Here is a 16,235-nt window from a genome sequence, read left to right as displayed (position 1 = left end):
CGTGGGACGAACGATCACACCGGTTCGCGTCAAGGACGTGGTGATCGGTGAAGGCGCACCCACGATCGTCGTCCCCGTCACCGGCCGCACCCCCGAGGCGCTGCGCGAGCAGATCGCGGCCGTCGCCGATCGGGCCGACGTCGTCGAATGGCGCGTGGACTTCTTCCACACCGTCGACGACGTCGCCTCGGTGGTCGCGCAGGCCGGCGCCCTCGCCGAGCAGTTGCGGGGCACTCCCCTGCTCGCGACCTGCCGCACCGCGAACGAGGGCGGGGAGATCGCGATCGCCGACGAGGCGTACGCAGATCTGACGGTCGCGCTCGCCGAGAGCGGCACGGTGGATCTGGTGGACGTCGAGTACCGCCGCGACCGTGCCGCCGTCGAGCGGATCGTCGCGGCGGCGCACGCCCGCGGTGTCGCGGTGGTGGCGTCGAACCACGACTTCGACGCCACGCCGCCGAAGGACGAGATCGTCGCGCGGCTGCGCGAAATGCAGGAACTCGGCGCCGACATCTGCAAGATCGCCGTCATGCCGCGGTCGACGGCCGACGTGCTCACGCTGCTCGATGCGACCCGCACCATGCACGAGGACCACGCCGACCGCCCGTTGATCACCATGTCGATGGGCGGTCTCGGCGTGGTGTCGCGGATCGCCGGTCAGGTCTTCGGATCGGCGGCGACGTTCGGGATGGTCGGCACCGCGTCGGCTCCCGGTCAGGTCGACGCCGGCGAACTGCGCTCGGCGCTCGACCTGATCGACCGCTCGCGCTGATCACCACACGGCGGCGAGACCGAGCCCGGCGGCTACCGCGACGAGCGTGATCGCCAGGGTGCCCAGCGCGATCGCGCAGGCGGCACCGTAGCGGCGCGCCACGATCAGGCGGACGGAGTCGACGCTGGTCGTGCTGAAGGTGGTGAACCCGCCGCAGAACCCCACCCCGACGACGGTGAGCAACTCCGCGGGGGCGTCGTGGAACAGCACCGCACCGGTGAGCAGCCCCAGCAGCAACGAACCGACGACGTTGATCAGCACCGTCGGCCACGGCAGGAACGACCCGGAGCGGGCACGCAGCGCACTGTCGACGACGAAGCGGACGACCGCGCCGAGGCTGCCCGCCAATGCCACCCCCACCACGATCACGACGTGCTCCGGCGTTCACCCAGGCGGGCGGCGAGCGCGATGCCGACGCCGGTCGCGAGCAATCCGGCGAGCACGGTGCCCAGCGCGTAGGTCGCCGCGGCGAGCAGGTACCCGTCGCGCAGCAGCAGGTCGGTGTCGACGGCGAGTGCGCTGTAGGTGGTGAACGAGCCCAGCGCACCGGTGCCCACTCCGAGCCGGACCACCTGCCGCCAGGAGGTGTCGGGTCCGATGCGGATCAGCGCCTCGAGCAGGAAGCCGAGCAGCAGCGCCCCGAGGACGTTGATCGCGAAGGTCGTGACCGGCCAGCCGCCGGACTCGACGGGGAACCACCGACCGAGGCCGTAACGGGCACTCGTCCCGAGCAGGCCGCCCACGGCGACCGCTGCCAACGCCGACGGTCGCAGGTGCAGCGCTCTCGGCAGCGGGCGTTCGCCCTCGCTCACTCCTGGTCCCACAACTCCAGAACAGTAGTGAGGATCTCCTCCGACGCACCGAGACCCCCGAGATGGCTCTCGCCGGGCAGGTGGTGGAACCGGGCGTCGGGCAGCAGGTCCACCATGTGCAGGCCGTGTTCGATCGGGATGATGTGGTCGGTGTCGCCGTGCCACCACCGCACGGGCACCTTCACGTCGGAGACGCGGAAACCCCAGTCGCGGGTGAACACGACGATGTCGGAGAACGGCGCGGAGATCTGGCGTCGGCTGCCGTTGAGCAGGTCGTCGAGGAACATCGCCTTGAACTCGGGACGGGCGAGCAGGCGGCGGTCGGCCTCGGGTGAGAGACGTCCGTACAGGTCGATGATCGGCGACGCGAACGGGCGCACTACGCGGATCGCCGCGCTCATCGCCACACCGATCGGGACACCCGCGGTCTGCAGTGCCGGCGCGACGAAGGCACCCAGTTTCATCAGGTTGCTGTCGATCGCCTCGGGACCGACCACCGGTGCCACACCGCCGAGGACCGCGGCCGCGACGACCCGTTCGCGCAGCGCATAGGCAGCGGCGAGGGTGTAGGGACCGCCGCCGGACAGTCCGACGAGGGCCATGCGGTCGACCCCGAGGGTGTCGGCGACGATGCGCAGGTCGTCGCTGAACGCGAGGACGTTCTCGTAGATGTGCGGCGTCGACGAACCGATCCCCGGACGGTCGACCCCGATGAGGCGGATGTGGTTCCGTTCGGCGAAGGCGCGGGCCTCGACGGGGACCTGGCGGCGGGCACCCGGCGTGCCGTGCAGCCAGAACACCGTGCGGCCCTGGGCCGACCCGAACTCGGCGAAACCGAGCCGGCGGCCCTCCCCGACCGCGACGGTGCCTTCGAGCTTGGGTCGTTCGACGTCCATGGCGCCAGCATGGCACGCACCCGCACGCCCGACCAGCGACCGTCCCGTGGGACGAATCGACGCAACCGAGATGTGATGCGCGCTACATTGGATCTGACTACAGCCAGCGTCAGATTCCGACCACCCGGAGATGCGCCCGTGACGAAGATGCTCGCTCCCCCGCCTCCAGGCCTCGCTCCCGTCCCCGGCGACAACGGCCTCCCCTATGTCGGTTACGCGCTGAAGTACATGCGCGATCCCGTTGCGGCGTATACGCATCGGTACCACGAGCACGGCCCGGTCTCGTGGTTCCGCTTCGCCGGGCATCCCTGGGTGGTGCTGCTCGGCCCCGACGCCGTCGGCGCGGCCCTGCAGAACCGCGACCGCGCGCTGCTGAACGGACCGGGCTGGCGCGCCCTGATCGGGCCGTTCTTCGACCGTGGGCTCATGCTGCTCGACGGCGACGAGCACACCGCGCACCGTCGCATCATGTCGCAGGCGTTCACCCGCGACCGACTGTCCCTCTACACCGACCGCATGCACCCGTCGATCGAACGGACCCTCGACGGGTGGACACCGCGCGACGATTTCCGCGTGTACCCGGCGCTCAAGGAACTGACCCTGGGCCTCGCGACGGAGATCTTCATGGGCGGCGCCGAGGGATCGTCCGCCCGCGAGATGGACGAGGTGAACCGGGCTTTCATCGGATGCGTGCAGGCGGCCACCGCCATCGTGCGCTATCCGCTGCCGGGCACGCGGTGGCGTCGCGGCATCGTCGGACGGGCACGCCTCGAGAAGTTCTTCCGGCACTATCTCCCCGCGCGTCGCGCAGGGGACGGCGACGACATCTTCTCGGTGTTCTGCCACGTCGAATCCGAAGAAGGCGAACGGTTCTCGGACGACGACGTGGTCAACCACATGATCTTCCTGATGATGGCCGCGCACGACACCTCGACGATCACACTGTCGACGGCGATGCAGTATCTCGGCCAGTTCCCCGAATGGCAGCAGCGGTGCCGCGACGAATCCGACGCGCTCGGCACCACCACGCCGAGTTTCGACCGGCTCGACGAACTGACCTCGCTGGATCTGGTGATCAAGGAATGCCAGCGACTGGTGACACCGGTGCCGGGTGTCGTGCGACGCGCGGCGAAGGACACCGAGATCCTCGGACACTTCGTCCCGAAGGGCACCCTCCTCAATCTCGGGATGCACTTCTCCCACCACATGCCCGAATTGTGGCCCGACCCGGAACGTTTCGATCCTGAGCGGTTCTCGCCGGAGCGCCGCGAGGACAAGGTGCACAAGTACGCCTGGGCACCCTTCGGCGGTGGCGCGCATCGGTGCCTCGGCATGCATTTCTCGGGAGCCGAGATCAAGACGGTGCTGCACCACCTGCTGTTGCGTTTCCGCTGGCACGTGCCGGCCGACTACGTCGCGCCGATGAACTTCACGTCGTTGCCGTTCCCGAACGACGGAGGTCCGATCCACCTCCTTCCGAGGTGATCGGGGCGTAGAAAGAAGGGGTGACCGCCGCCGACGAACTCGACGAACGTTTCGTCGCCGCGGTGCGCGCTCTGCCCGGGCACGCACCGCCGGAGCGGCCGGTCGACCGGCGGGTCGACGACGACCTGCTGGTGCGGTACTTCGACGCCCAAGTGCAGTCGCGGCACCTCGATTTCGCGGCCCGCACCCTGCAGGGACGCGGTGAGGGTTTCTACACCATCGCGTCGGCGGGCCACGAATCGAACGCCGCGCTGGGCCTGTGCACGCGGGTGACGGATCCTGCTCTGCTGCACTACCGTTCGGGCGGTTTCTACGCGGCTCGCGCGTCGCTCGTCGAGGGCAGCACCCCGATCCGCGACGTGCTCGCCGGATGCGCGGCGTCCACGCTCGATCCGATCTCGGCGGGCCGGCACAAGGTGTTCGGCAACGCCGACCTGAACATCCTGCCGCAGACGTCGACGATCGCCTCGCATCTGCCGCGAGCCGTCGGTCTCGCCCTCGCATTGCCTCGGATGCAGCGTCTCGGACTCGATGCGGCGTGGCCGTGGGATTCGGTGGTGGTGTGCAGTTTCGGCGACGCCTCGGCGAACCATTCGACGGCGGTCGGTGCCCTGAACGCGGCCGCCTACTGCCGTCACCGCGGGTTGCCGTTGCCGTTGCTGCTGGTGTGCGAGGACAACGGGCTCGGCATCAGCGTCCCCACCCCGCCCGGCTGGCTCGAGCGGTCGCTGTCGTCGTATCCGGGGATCGATTACCGGTCGGTGGACGGCGCCGATCCGGTGGAAATGCTCGCTGCCGCAACCGATGCCGCGGAGACGGCGCGCACGACCCGGGCGCCGATCCTGTTGCACGTGCGGGCGGTGCGTTTCCTCGGTCATGCCGGTTCCGACGTCGAGTCGGCCTACCGCAGCCCCTCGGATCTCGCCGCCGATCACGAACGGGACCCGCTGGTGGGCACCGCCCGCGAACTCGTTGCGCGTGAAGTGCTCGATGCTGCAGGGGTTCTCGACCGGTACGAGCGGATCCGAGCCGAGGTCGACTCCGTCGCGGACTCGATAGATGGGCCGCCGCGACTGGCGACCGCCGCCGAGGTGATGCGACCGCTGGAATCCGGGCTCGTGCACGTCGACGACGATCCGCATCCGGCCGACGAACCGCTCACGCTCGCCCGGGCCGTGACCCGCACGCTCGGGCAGCTGCTCGAGGAAGATCCCCACGCCTGTGTGTTCGGCGAGGACGTCGGCCTCAAGGGCGGGGTCTACGGCGTCACCCGAGGACTGCAGGAACGCTTCGGGCGCCTACGCGTGTTCGACACCCTGCTCGACGAGCAGACGATCCTCGGCACCGCGCTGGGTTTCGCCGTCGCAGGCATGCTGCCGATCCCGGAGATCCAGTACCTGGCCTATCTGCACAACGCCGAGGATCAACTGCGCGGCGAGGCGGCGAGCCTGGCGTTCTTCTCCGAGGGGCGCTACCGCAATCCGATGGTCGTGCGCATCGCGGGCCTGCCCTACCAGCGCGGCTTCGGCGGTCACTTCCACAACGACGATTCCGTCGGCGTGCTGCGCGACATCCCCGGTCTCGTGCTGGCCGTGCCGAGTTCACCCGCCACGGCCGGCGCCCTGCTGCGCACGTGCGTCGAACTGGCCCGTCAGGAGGGCCGGGTGTGCGTCTACCTGGAACCGATCGCGCTGTACCACCGGCGCGACCTCTACGACGAGGGCGACGGACTGTGGCAGCAGGTCCCCGACACCGCCGGGCTCCCACCGGGATCGGTGTGCACCTACGGCGACGGGCGCGACGTGCTGGTGGTGACCTTCGGCAACGGGGTGCCGATGAGTCTGCGTGCCGTCCGTCGCGCGGGAGTGGCGGCGACCGTCCTCGACCTGCAGTGGTTGTCGCCGCTGCCGACGACCGCGCTGCTCGAACACGTCCGCCGCTTCGAGCGCGTGGTGGTGGTCGACGAGACACGGCGCAGCGGAGGGGTCGCGGAATCGGTCGTCGCGACCCTCGTCGACGATGCGTGGCAGGGCCGGATCACGCGGGTCACCTCCCACGACAGCTACGTGCCCCTCGGGCCGGCCGCGGCGCACGTGCTGATGTCGGAGGACGACATCGTGCGGGCCCTGCTGGAGACGTGATCAGCAGGAAGCGAGGATGCGCGACATCGCGTCGTGTTCCGCCTGGGTGACCCACAGTTCGTAGGTGGTCTTCACCTCGATCTGCCGCACGACGTACTCGCAGTGGTAGGCGGTGTTCGGCGGCAACCATTCCGACGCGTCGGAGTCGCCCTTGCCCTGGTTGGTGGGGCCGTCGACGGCGATCAGGTTGCGCGGATCGTTCGCGAGGTTCCGCTTCTGTTGGTCATCGAGATAGCGGGCGCCCTTCTTCCACGCATCGGACAGGGCGACGACGTGGTCGATCTGCACGGCGGACGAGGTCTCGACCCCGCGACGGAAGGAGATCGTCTTCCCCGTGTACGGGTCCTCGAGCGTGCCGGCGACGACCGTGCACTGCTTCTTCCCGGACTCGAAGGAGACGTCGACGAGGTCGCGCCGCAGGATGTCGTTACGGGTGTCGCAGCCGTTGCGCCCCATCTCGACGGTCACCTCGTCGGTCCAGGCCGAACCGAACAGCGAGCGGTCGTAGCCGCTCTGCGATTCGGCGGGCCGGACGGGCAGGGCCGCCAGCGCCTCGAGCGCTTCGGAGGGGTTCTCGACCGTGCTCCCGCCGGGACCTGCCGGTTCGTCGTCCCCCACCGGTTCGAGGAGGACGACGACCACGCTGACCACGATGAAGCACAGGACCCAGACCCAACGGGGAATGGACGACGTGCGAGTGCTCGCCATATGTCGATACTGCTACGAAGTCGTACTGCTGCCGCTTCCTACTTCGCCAGCGGGGGCATCTTCACGACCTGACCCGCGTACGACAGGCCGGCACCGAACGCGAGGAGCAGCGCGGTGGATCCGGCCTCGACCTGGCCGGTGCGCAGCATCTTCTCCATCGCCAGCGGGATGGACGCCGCGGAGGTGTTGCCGGTCTCGATGATGTCGTCGGCGACCGCGACCGTCTCGGGCAGCTCGAGCTGCTTGACGATGACGTCGTTGATGCGCAGGTTGGCCTGGTGCGGGACGAAGGCGTCGAGGTCCTCGAGCGCCACGCCGGCCTTGTCGGCGATCTGCCGGGCGAACTTGCTCATCTCGAAGGCGGCCCAGCGGAAGACCGCGGTGCCCTCCATGATGATCCAGGGACGCTTCTGGTTCGGGTTGGTGGCGAAGTCGACCCAGTCGGGTTCCTGGCGGATCGCGTTGGCCTGCGAACCGTCGGAGCCCCAGACGGTGGGGCCGACACCGACCTCGTCGGACGGGCCGACGACCACGGCACCGGCACCGTCGCCGAAGATGAAGCGCACCGAGCGATCGGTGGGCTCGGTGGTGTCGCTCATGCGCTCGACACCGACGACGAGCACGTGCTCGGCCGTTCCGGCGCGCACGAGATCGGAGGCGACGCCGAGGGCGTAGCAGAAGCCTGCGCAGCCGGCCTGGATGTCGAGCGCGGCAGCACCACCGGTGCCGATGCGGTCGGCGACGAGAGCCGCGGCCTGCGGGGTCTGCAAGGGGTAGGTGGAGGTCGCGACGATCACGGTGTCGATCTGCGCACCCGTGAGGCCGGCGGCCGCGAGGGCCTGCTCGGCGGAGCTCGTCGCCATGTCGACGACCGACTCCTCAGGATGCTGCTTCGCGAAACGGCGCTCCTTGATGCCGGACCGCGACTGGATCCATTCGTCGCTCGAGTCGATCTGCCGGCAGATCTCGTCGTTGGTGACGATGCGCTCGGGGCGGTGCACACCCAGACCGAGCAGCGCGCTGTTCCTCAGCGGGGCAGGGACAGCGATCTGTGCACCCATCAGACGAACTCCTCCTCCTCGACGTACCGCGTGTCGGCACATCGCATCCGGTCAACGATATCGCAGGTCACGGTTTCGTCACAGCGCTACCCCGACGATGCGCTTCCGTGACCCGCACCGCAAGCGGCCGTCCCGTCCACCGGACGCGGGCTAGCGTCGCGGTATGGATGCACAGGACTGGAACGAGAAGTATGCGGCGTCGGAACTGATCTGGGGCGCGCCGCCCAATCCGGTGATCGTCGAACACGTGGCGTCGCTGCCGCATGGTCGCGCCCTCGATCTCGGGTGTGGTGAAGGTCGTCACTCCCTGTGGCTGGCGACGCGCGGATGGGAGGTCGTGGGCGTCGACTTCTCCGAGGTCGCCCTCGACAAGGCCCGCCGGATCGCGGCGCAGGCGCCGTCGCGCTCGCGAGACCGGCTCCGCTACGTCCTCGCAGATGTGACGGCCGACTCGTTCGAGGGTGAATATGACCTGATTCTCTCGGCCTTCCTGCATTTCCCTCCGCCACAGCGGAAGGCGCTTCTCGACCGCGCCATCAATTCGCTGAAACCTGAAGGAATCCTCATATTCCTGGGGCACGACACGATAAATGTCGACGAGGGCGTGGGCGGACCCCAGGACAAGGAGATCCTTTACACGCCAACCGATCTCGTCGAGGAAATCGACGGAAGATTGGAAATCGGGATTGCCGAACGGCGATATCGGGAAACCGACGCGGGAACGGCGATCGACGCGCTCGTCGTGGCGAGCAAACCACCTCTTGGCAGTTAGTTGCCCGACGAGTAACATGGAGATGTTACCGACGAGTAATAACTTGGGCGGTACTTGAAGCCAGCTGGACCGCACCACACTGGGAGACACCGACGACATGGGCCATTACAAGAGCAACCTCCGCGACCTCGAGTTCAACCTCTTCGAGTTCCTGAAGATTCAGAAGGTCCTCGAAGCCGGCAAGTTCGGCGATCTGGACGAGGACACCGCACGCGGCATCCTCGCCGAGGTCAAGGCACTGGCCGAGGGGCCGGCCGCCGAAGGCTTCGCCGACGCCGACCGCAATCCGCCGGTCTTCGACCCCGAGACCCATTCGGTGTCGCTTCCCGAGCCGTTCAAGAAGTCGTTCCGCGCCTGGTGGGACGCCGGTTACTGGTCGATGGGCATCCCCGAGGAGATCGGCGGCACCGACGCACCCCGCAGCCTCCTGTGGGCCGTCAACGAGATGATGCTCGGCGCCCAGCCCGCCGCGTTCATGTACGCGGCCGGCCCGGCCTTCGCGGGCGTGCTCTACGACAACGGCACCGATGAGCAGAAGCAGTGGGCCGCCACCTGCGTCGAGCGCGGCTGGGGCGCCACCATGGTCCTCACCGAGCCCGACGCCGGTTCCGACGTCGGCGCCGGTCGCACCAAGGCGATCAAGCAGGACGACGGCTCCTGGCACATCGAGGGCGTCAAGCGGTTCATCACCTCCGCCGACTCCGACGACCTGTTCGAGAACATCTTCCATCTCGTCCTCGCCCGCCCCGAGGGCGCCGGCCCCGGCACCAAGGGCCTGTCGCTGTTCTTCGTCCCGAAGTTCCATTTCGACTTCGAGAAGAACGAGATGGGCGAGCGCAACGGTGTGTTCGTCACCAACGTCGAGCACAAGATGGGCATCAAGGCCTCCGCGACCTGCGAGGTCACCTTCGGTGGCCACGGTGTTCCGGCCAAGGGCTGGCTCGTCGGTGAGGTCCACAACGGCATCGCGCAGATGTTCGACGTCATCGAGCACGCTCGCATGATGGTCGGCACCAAGGCCATCGCGACCCTGTCGACCGGCTACCTCAACGCCCTCGACTACGCCAAGGAGCGCATCCAGGGCGCCGACCTGACCAAGATGTCCGACAAGACCGCCCCGCGCGTGTCGATCATGCACCACCCGGACGTCCGTCGTTCGCTCGCGATGCAGAAGGCCTACTCCGAGGGCCTGCGCGCCGTGTACCTGTACACCGCCGCCCACCAGGACGACTCCGTCGCCGAGCAGGTCTCGGGCGCCGACGCCGGTCTCGCGCACCGCATCAACGACCTGCTGCTGCCGGTCGTCAAGGGTTGCGGCTCCGAGCGCGCCTACCAGTACCTGAAGGATTCGCTCCAGACCCTCGGCGGTTCGGGCTTCCTGCAGGACTACCCGATCGAGCAGTACATCCGCGACTCGAAGATCGACTCGCTGTACGAGGGCACCACCGCCATCCAGGCGCAGGACTTCTTCTTCCGGAAGATCGCCCGCGACCGCGGTGTGGCGCTCGCCCACGTCGCCGGTGAGATCAAGAAGTTCGTCGAGCGCGACGACGCCGACCAGCGTCTGAAGAAGGAGCGCACGCTCCTGGCCACCGCCCTCGGCGAGACCCAGACGATGGTCGCCACGCTCACCCAGTACCTCATGGGTGCGCAGGAGCAGCCCACCGAGCTGTACAAGGTCGGTCTCGGTTCGGTCCGCTTCCTCGAGGCGTTCGGCGACCTGATGATCGGCTGGCTGCTGCTCGAGCACGCCGAGATCGCGCTCTCCGCGCTCGACGCCGGCGTCGACGCCTCGGACAAGGCGTTCTACGAGGGCAAGGTCGCGGCCGCGTCCTTCTTCGCCAAGAACGTCCTGCCGGAGCTGAGCGTCGCGCGTCAGATCATCACCGACGTCGACCTCGACATCATGGAGCTCGACGAAGCGGCGTTCTGATCGAACCGCTCACGGCGGTAGCGCGATAGACGAGACCGACGTTGTGCGCGATTTCCCGACGGATTTCGCACACGACGTCGGTCTCGTCGTTTTTCGGGAGCAGCATTGACAACCTTTGTTGTCAGTAGCACTCTGAGCCCTGTGACCATCACCGGCACGTCGACGACGACTCGGTACATGCGCGACCGCGAGAAGGCCGCCCGCATCACCGCACCCCTGCGCCCCTTCGCGGGACGCGCTCCCGATGCCACACCCGAGGAGGCGGACGCCCTGCGCCGCGCCCTACTCGAGCGCGACGAACCCAGCGCCGAACTGGTGCGGGCCATCCGGCGCGACCGTACTGTCACCCTCGCGCAGTTCCGCACTGCACTGGCCGAGGACATCGACGCCGTCCCCGACGCCCCTCCCGTGCTCCGGAAGTACTTCGAGATGCTCGAGGACACCCCCGACTGGGTCGACCGCGACACGATCGCCCTCGGCGCACGCACGCTGCGCAGGGTCGGATCCGACGTCGGCGACGTCCTCGCCTACGGCTCGCTGCTCGGCGGATACAACAACTCCGGTCCACTACCGGTGCTGACGTCGTCCGGTCGCCTCACCGGTGAGCGCACCCGCCGGCGCATCGCCGAGACGGGGACGTGGTGGAACGGGTGCGTCGCCGACGGCGGTCTCGAACGCTTCGGCGAAGGCTTCACGCTCTCGGTGCACGTGCGACTGATGCACGCCTTCGTCGACTATCACCACGAGCACGACGGCGAGTGGGACACCGAGTTCCGCGGACTACCGGTCAACCAGTTCGACCAGGCCGGCACGCTGGGCCTGTTCTCGATCACCTTCCTGCTCCACACCCGCGTCCTGGGTGTGCGGTACACCCGGCGCGAGGCCGAAGCCGTCCTGCACCTGTGGGCGTACGTCGGGTGGTTGATGGGCGTCGACCCGAAGTGGCTCCGGTTCGAGGAGCGCTCTGGACTGCGGATGATGTACCAGATCGGGTCGTCCTCACCCGCCGCCGACGAGAACAGCCACATGCTCGCCCGGTCGCTCGTCGAACTCCCGCTCCACACCCGGTATCCGCGTTTCCAGGCACTGCGTCGACGGTACGAATACGAACGCGGACTGTCGCTCGCGACAACACTTCTCGGCCCGTCCGGCGTCCTCGCACTGAAGGTCCCGCTGCGTCCGCCGTGGTATCCGGTGGGTCGCTTCGCCGTGAACGTCGTCAAACACCATGTGATCGGCCGTTTCCCGGCCGGGAAGGCGTGGCTGCAGCGTCACGGCGAGAAGCAACTACGCGACGCGCAGCTCCGCATCCTCGACGGCGAGATCCCCGACGTGGTGCCGCTTCCGGAGTGACGAAACTACGGGAGGTTGTGTGCGAGTTCTTCGCCGGAACCGCACACAACCTCCCCGAAGTTTCGAGGACGTCGGTTACTCCTCCTCGGTTCCACCCTCTGCCGGCGCTTCTGCCGCAGGCGATTCCGGCGCGGGTGCGTCCTCGGCCTCAGCGTCCTCCGATCCGGTGTCGCCGGAGGTCGCGTCGTCGCCGCCACCGGAAGGCTCGTCGCTCGGTTCCGGTTCGGGGCTGATGCACTTCACGATCGGGACCGGGTCGTACCGGACTGTGCGCGTCGTGTTCGAGATCTGTGCGCCCGTCCGTGCGTCGGTGACGATGCGGGTGTCGGTGACGGTGAAGCCCTGCGCGCCGCTCGACGGGATGCAGGCCGACCCGGCGGGCAACGTGATCGTGTTGGGTGAGGTGAAGTTCGTGCGGTTGCCGGTGACCGACTGGACGTCGACGGTCTTGGTGCCCCAGATGCGCACCGTGATGTCCGAGCTCGTGCCGATCGTCTGGATCAGGACGCCCGTGTCGAACGGGTTGCGGAACTTCAGGTCGATGGCGCCGTCGTAGATCGTGGCCTCGCGGGCCGCCGGGTACCGGGAGATGTAGTAGCTGTGCTCGGTGTGCTCGACGTCCTCCATGCCGGCGAAGTAGGTCGCGTTGTAGAGGGTGGTCGCGAGCTGGCTGATGCCACCGCCCACGGCCTTACCGGGACGTCCGGACTCGATGATGCCCGACTCGATGTACCCCTGTGCCGCACCGCGCGGACCGGTGTAGTCGTTGAAGGAGAAGGTCTCCCCTGGCTTGACGATGGCGCCGTTGATCTCCTGGGCGGCGAGCCGGATGTTGACGCCGGACGCGTATTCGAAGCCGCTGGTGGTGAACTCCGAGACCACTTCCTCGATGCCGAGCTTCTCGGCGCCTTCGGTGGTGAGTTCGGGTTCGGCCTTCTTGTACACCGCGTCGGTGCTGCGGTCGCCCTCCTCCTTCAGCAGGTCGGGCAACTTCTCGAGGGTGACGGGCCAGTCGACCATCTCGCCGGTCTCACTGGGCACGATCGTCGGGCGACCACCGTCGAGGACGATCCGCGCATCCTTCGGTTCGGTCTCCGACGGCGCGAGCTGCGGCGCCAGGATGCCGATCGCGGCCTCGGTGTTGTACTGCGGTTCGAGTCCTCCCGAACCGTCCGGCACGAACGACAGGACGGCGCCCACCGCATCGCGCGGAAGCACACCGACGGCCCCGTCGAGCCCCCGGACGACCAGATCCTGCGCCACGGCCGGAACGGCGACCTCCGCCAGCGCCCGGTCGAGGCCCTCGCGGGTGACGGTGACGTCGACGCTCTCGACAGGCAGCGAGACGTCGCCGTACGGCCAGCGCTCGGCGAAGACGTCGCCCGCGACGGCCACGTCGAGTTGCTGGCCGGGCTGCGGCGTCACCGGAACGGGTGTGCCGTCCTCGAAGACGATGTTGCCCTCGCGCGGCTCGTGCGCGGCGGCAGTGGCGGCCTTCTCGATGGCTGCGGACAGGGCGACCTCGTCGCGCGTGGAGACCACACCGACCTCGTCGTTCCCGAAGAACGACGCGAGTCGCGTGAACGGATTGAGCGGCTGCGAACCCACCTGGTCGAGCGTCGCGGGCCAGTCGATCCCGATCCCGGCCTCGGACGGCACGATCTGTCCCTGGGTGTCGCCGGCGGTGACGTCGACGGGCATGTCGAGCCGCGGCGTCAGTTGTTCGGTGAGTTCGGCCTCGGCCGCATCGAGCGACATGCCGCCGATCTCGACACCCGCGACGGTGACACCGCGCGGCACCTTGCCCGACGACAACGCCAGATCGGCCACGTAGAACACGGCGAGCAGCGCGACGACACCACCGACGACGAGCGCGATCGTGCGCCGGGGCAGATTCGATCCGGACCTACCCGGTTCGTCGCCGTCTCCGCCGGAGCCTCCCGGGCCGCCGGTGGGCGGAGGGGTGACGGGAGGCGGCCCCTGCGGCGGCGGACCCGCCTGCATCTGGTGGGTCGGCTGGTCGCCCTGCGGCGGATGGGCGGCCGACGGCATCGCCGTCGACGTGGGTGGGACGGGAGCCCCCGGCTGTTCGGGACCGGGTTGTGCCGGACCGGGTTGCGCCGGGTCCGGTTCCCCCTGCGAACGGAGGAGCCGATGGGTGGCGGCGGACGATCCGTCCGGTGCGCGGTTCCCCGGCGCGACGACCGGGATGACCGCGGTGGGTGCCTCCGAAGGATGGACGTTCTCGGTCGGGGACCCGTCCGCGCCGGTGGGAGCCACCTGGTCCGTGCCATCGGATCGGGCCTCTGTGGGAGCCTGCGGGGCAGCCATGGCTTCCGTCTTCGGCTCGTCGACCTGCGGTTCCACCGCTCCGCTCGCCTCCGGCGTTTCGCCGGCGACCGGCTGCGGAGCCTCGGCGGCCGGCTGCGGCTCGGTGACGCTGCCCGCTCCAGGCTCGGTCGCTTCACCCGCTTGCGGCTCGGTGACACTGCCCGCCTCCGCCACCTCCCGGTGAGGATCGACCGCTTCGAAACGCTCGGTAGGAGCCGACGCACCCTCGGCCTCGCGAGCGGACTCCGCCGTCGAACCGACGTTCTCGGCTCGTGCGTCGTCGTGCTCGTGAGGGGACTCGTCGGTCCCGTTGCTGCCGCTCACCCGGATCCCTTCGCAAAGCTGGGCGCGCCGTCGAATTCGCGCGCCGACTACCTGGTTTCAAGGGTAGTGCCCCAGCTTCGGGCGGCTTCGCCCGGAATGCGAAGACCCCGCGTTGCTACCAGGTCGGGGGTCAGGCAGCAGCGCGGGGTCGCTGGGTCTATCGCTGTCCGTCGCGGAGCGTTACACACCGAACGGAACTTTTTTTCTCAACGACTTCCGAGGGATGTCGATCAGGCCTCGAGAATCGCCGTCACACCCTGTCCACCTGCGGCGCAGATGGAGATCAGGCCGCGGACGGGCTTGCCGGTCTCCTGCTTCTTCTCGTGCAGCATCTTGGCCAGCGAGGCCACGATCCGGCCGCCGGTCGCGGCGAACGGGTGGCCGGCCGCCAGCGACGAGCCGTTGACGTTGAGCTTGCTGCGGTCGATCGAGCCGAGCGGGGCATCGAGCCCCAGCTTGCCCTTGCAGTACTCCTCCGACTCGAACGCCTGGAGTGTGGCGAGCACCACGGAGGCGAACGCCTCGTGGATCTCGTAGAAGTCGAAGTCCTGCAGGGTCAGGCCGTTGCGCTGCAGCAGGCGCGGGATGGCGTAGGTGGGCGCCATGAGCAGCCCGTCGCCACCGTGGATGTAGTCGACCGCGGCGGTCTCGGAGTCGACGAGGTAGGCGAGCACGGGCAGCTTGCGCTCGGCGGCCCACTCCTCGCTCGACAGCAGCGCGGCCGACGCGCCGTCGGTGAGCGGCGTCGAGTTACCGGCGGTCATGGTGGCGTCGCCGAGCTTGGTGCCGAAGACCGGCTTCAGCGTCGACAGCTTCTCGACCGACGAATCGGGACGCAGGTTGTCGTCGCGGGTCAGCCCGAGGAACGGGGTGACGAGATCGTCGAAGAAGCCCCGGTCGTAGGCGGCGGCCATGTTGCGGTGGCTCGCGACGGCCAGTTCGTCCTGGGCCTCGCGGGAGACGCCGAACTCCTTGGCGGTGATCGCGGCGTGCTCACCCATCGACAGGCCGGTGCGCGGCTCGCCGTTGCGCGGGATCTCGATGCCGAGCATCGACGGGCGGACGTTGCCGAGCAGCTTGACCCGGTCGGCCGTGGTGCGGGCCCGGTTCAGGGAGAGCAGGAACTCGCGGAGCTGGTTGTTCACGGCGATCGGGGCGTCGGAAGTGGTGTCGACGCCGCCGCCGATACCCGCCTCGATCCGTCCGGCGGCGATGGCGTCGCCGACCGCGATGATCGACTGCAGGCCGGTGCCGCACGCCTGCTGCAGATCCCAGGCCGGGGTGTAGGGGCTCAGCGCGCTGCCGAGCACGCTCTCGCGGACGAGGTTGAAGTCGCGGGCGTGCTTGAGGACGGCACCGCCGACGACGGCGCCGAGGCGCTCACCCTGCAGGTTGAAGCGGCCGACGAGACCGTCGAGGGTGGCGGTGAACATGTCCTGGTTGGACGCGCGGGCGTACTTGCGGTCGGACCGGGCGAACGGGATCCGGTTGCCTCCGAGAACGGCGACACGGCGCTGCTGCGTGGAACGGGCTTTGGTGGTCACTGGTGTCTCCCGGTTTCGGACGGATTCGAATTCTGGCTACTATTCTTACTCACGGGTAAGTTTGTTGTCGAACACGCTTGCTGTCGAACACTGCACCGACGAC

13 protein-coding genes are annotated in these 16,235 nt (G+C 68.6%); 6 read left to right on the top strand and 7 right to left on the bottom strand.

Annotation, left to right across the window (positions count from 1 at the left end):
- Position 1: 1 nt before the first annotated feature.
- Positions 2–772 (top strand): type I 3-dehydroquinate dehydratase, encoded by a 771-nt coding sequence (gene aroD, locus ACPCXD_RS02905; RefSeq protein ID WP_423658291.1) that lies wholly within the window; start codon positions 2–4, stop codon positions 770–772.
- Here aroD and ACPCXD_RS02900 read toward each other — a convergent pair whose 3' ends face one another.
- From ACPCXD_RS02900 to ACPCXD_RS02890, 3 genes are read right to left on the bottom strand one after another with little or no spacing between them, the layout of a single operon-like run.
- Positions 773–1,141, bottom strand: a complete 369-nt coding sequence (locus tag ACPCXD_RS02900; RefSeq protein ID WP_423658289.1) for a fluoride efflux transporter FluC — start codon at positions 1,139–1,141, stop codon at positions 773–775.
- A complete protein-coding gene (locus tag ACPCXD_RS02895; RefSeq protein WP_059383798.1) occupies positions 1,138–1,596 on the bottom strand; it encodes a fluoride efflux transporter FluC in 459 nt (152 codons plus the stop codon). The genes ACPCXD_RS02900 and ACPCXD_RS02895 overlap by 4 nt, the downstream gene beginning before the upstream one ends.
- Positions 1,581–2,480 (bottom strand): alpha/beta fold hydrolase, encoded by a 900-nt coding sequence (locus ACPCXD_RS02890; RefSeq protein WP_423658286.1) that lies wholly within the window; start codon positions 2,478–2,480, stop codon positions 1,581–1,583. Before ACPCXD_RS02890 ends, ACPCXD_RS02895 begins: the two co-directional genes overlap by 16 nt.
- Positions 2,481–2,618: 138 nt before the next feature.
- On the opposite strand from ACPCXD_RS02890, the gene ACPCXD_RS02885 reads away from it, so the two are divergent.
- Positions 2,619–3,965 carry a cytochrome P450 gene (locus ACPCXD_RS02885; protein ID WP_423658284.1) on the top strand — a complete coding sequence of 449 codons (1,347 nt, stop codon included), beginning with the start codon at positions 2,619–2,621 and terminating at the stop codon, positions 3,963–3,965.
- A 20-nt stretch (positions 3,966–3,985) separates the two neighbouring features.
- Positions 3,986–6,106 (top strand): thiamine pyrophosphate-dependent enzyme, encoded by a 2,121-nt coding sequence (locus ACPCXD_RS02880; protein WP_423658282.1) that lies wholly within the window; start codon positions 3,986–3,988, stop codon positions 6,104–6,106.
- On the opposite strand, the gene ACPCXD_RS02875 is transcribed toward ACPCXD_RS02880, so the two are convergent.
- Both ACPCXD_RS02875 and ACPCXD_RS02870 read right to left on the bottom strand, forming a co-directional pair.
- Positions 6,107–6,814 carry an HNH endonuclease family protein gene (locus ACPCXD_RS02875; RefSeq protein ID WP_145692221.1) on the bottom strand — a complete coding sequence of 236 codons (708 nt, stop codon included), beginning with the start codon at positions 6,812–6,814 and terminating at the stop codon, positions 6,107–6,109.
- A 38-nt stretch (positions 6,815–6,852) separates the two neighbouring features.
- Positions 6,853–7,875 carry a beta-ketoacyl-ACP synthase III gene (locus ACPCXD_RS02870; RefSeq protein ID WP_423658280.1) on the bottom strand — a complete coding sequence of 341 codons (1,023 nt, stop codon included), beginning with the start codon at positions 7,873–7,875 and terminating at the stop codon, positions 6,853–6,855.
- Positions 7,876–8,038: 163 nt separating this feature from the next.
- On the opposite strand from ACPCXD_RS02870, the gene ACPCXD_RS02865 reads away from it, so the two are divergent.
- The 3 genes from ACPCXD_RS02865 (at position 8,039) to ACPCXD_RS02855 (ending at position 11,933) form a co-directional block, all read left to right on the top strand.
- Entirely contained in the window at positions 8,039–8,647 is a 609-nt protein-coding gene (locus ACPCXD_RS02865) for an SAM-dependent methyltransferase (RefSeq protein WP_145692219.1), read from the top strand.
- Between the two features lie 97 nt (positions 8,648–8,744).
- Positions 8,745–10,580, top strand: coding sequence for an acyl-CoA dehydrogenase (locus ACPCXD_RS02860; RefSeq protein WP_085469746.1), 1,836 nt, complete (start codon positions 8,745–8,747; stop codon positions 10,578–10,580).
- Positions 10,581–10,721: 141 nt separating this feature from the next.
- Positions 10,722–11,933, top strand: a complete 1,212-nt coding sequence (locus ACPCXD_RS02855; RefSeq protein WP_423658278.1) for an oxygenase MpaB family protein — start codon at positions 10,722–10,724, stop codon at positions 11,931–11,933.
- A gap of 75 nt (positions 11,934–12,008) precedes the next feature.
- Here the strand turns inward: ACPCXD_RS02855 and ACPCXD_RS02850 are convergent, their stop codons facing one another.
- Complete coding sequence (locus ACPCXD_RS02850) at positions 12,009–14,588, bottom strand: VanW family protein (RefSeq protein ID WP_423658276.1); 2,580 nt, start codon at positions 14,586–14,588, stop codon at positions 12,009–12,011.
- A gap of 230 nt (positions 14,589–14,818) precedes the next feature.
- Entirely contained in the window at positions 14,819–16,132 is a 1,314-nt protein-coding gene (locus ACPCXD_RS02845) for an acetyl-CoA C-acetyltransferase (RefSeq protein WP_016695526.1), read from the bottom strand.
- Positions 16,133–16,235 lie beyond the last annotated feature (103 nt).

Source organism: Rhodococcus sp. AB351 (assembly GCF_049538275.1).
In the GTDB taxonomy this organism is placed as follows: Bacteria; Actinomycetota; Actinomycetes; order Mycobacteriales; family Mycobacteriaceae; genus Rhodococcus.
This window is presented reverse-complemented; position numbering and strand designations above follow the sequence as displayed.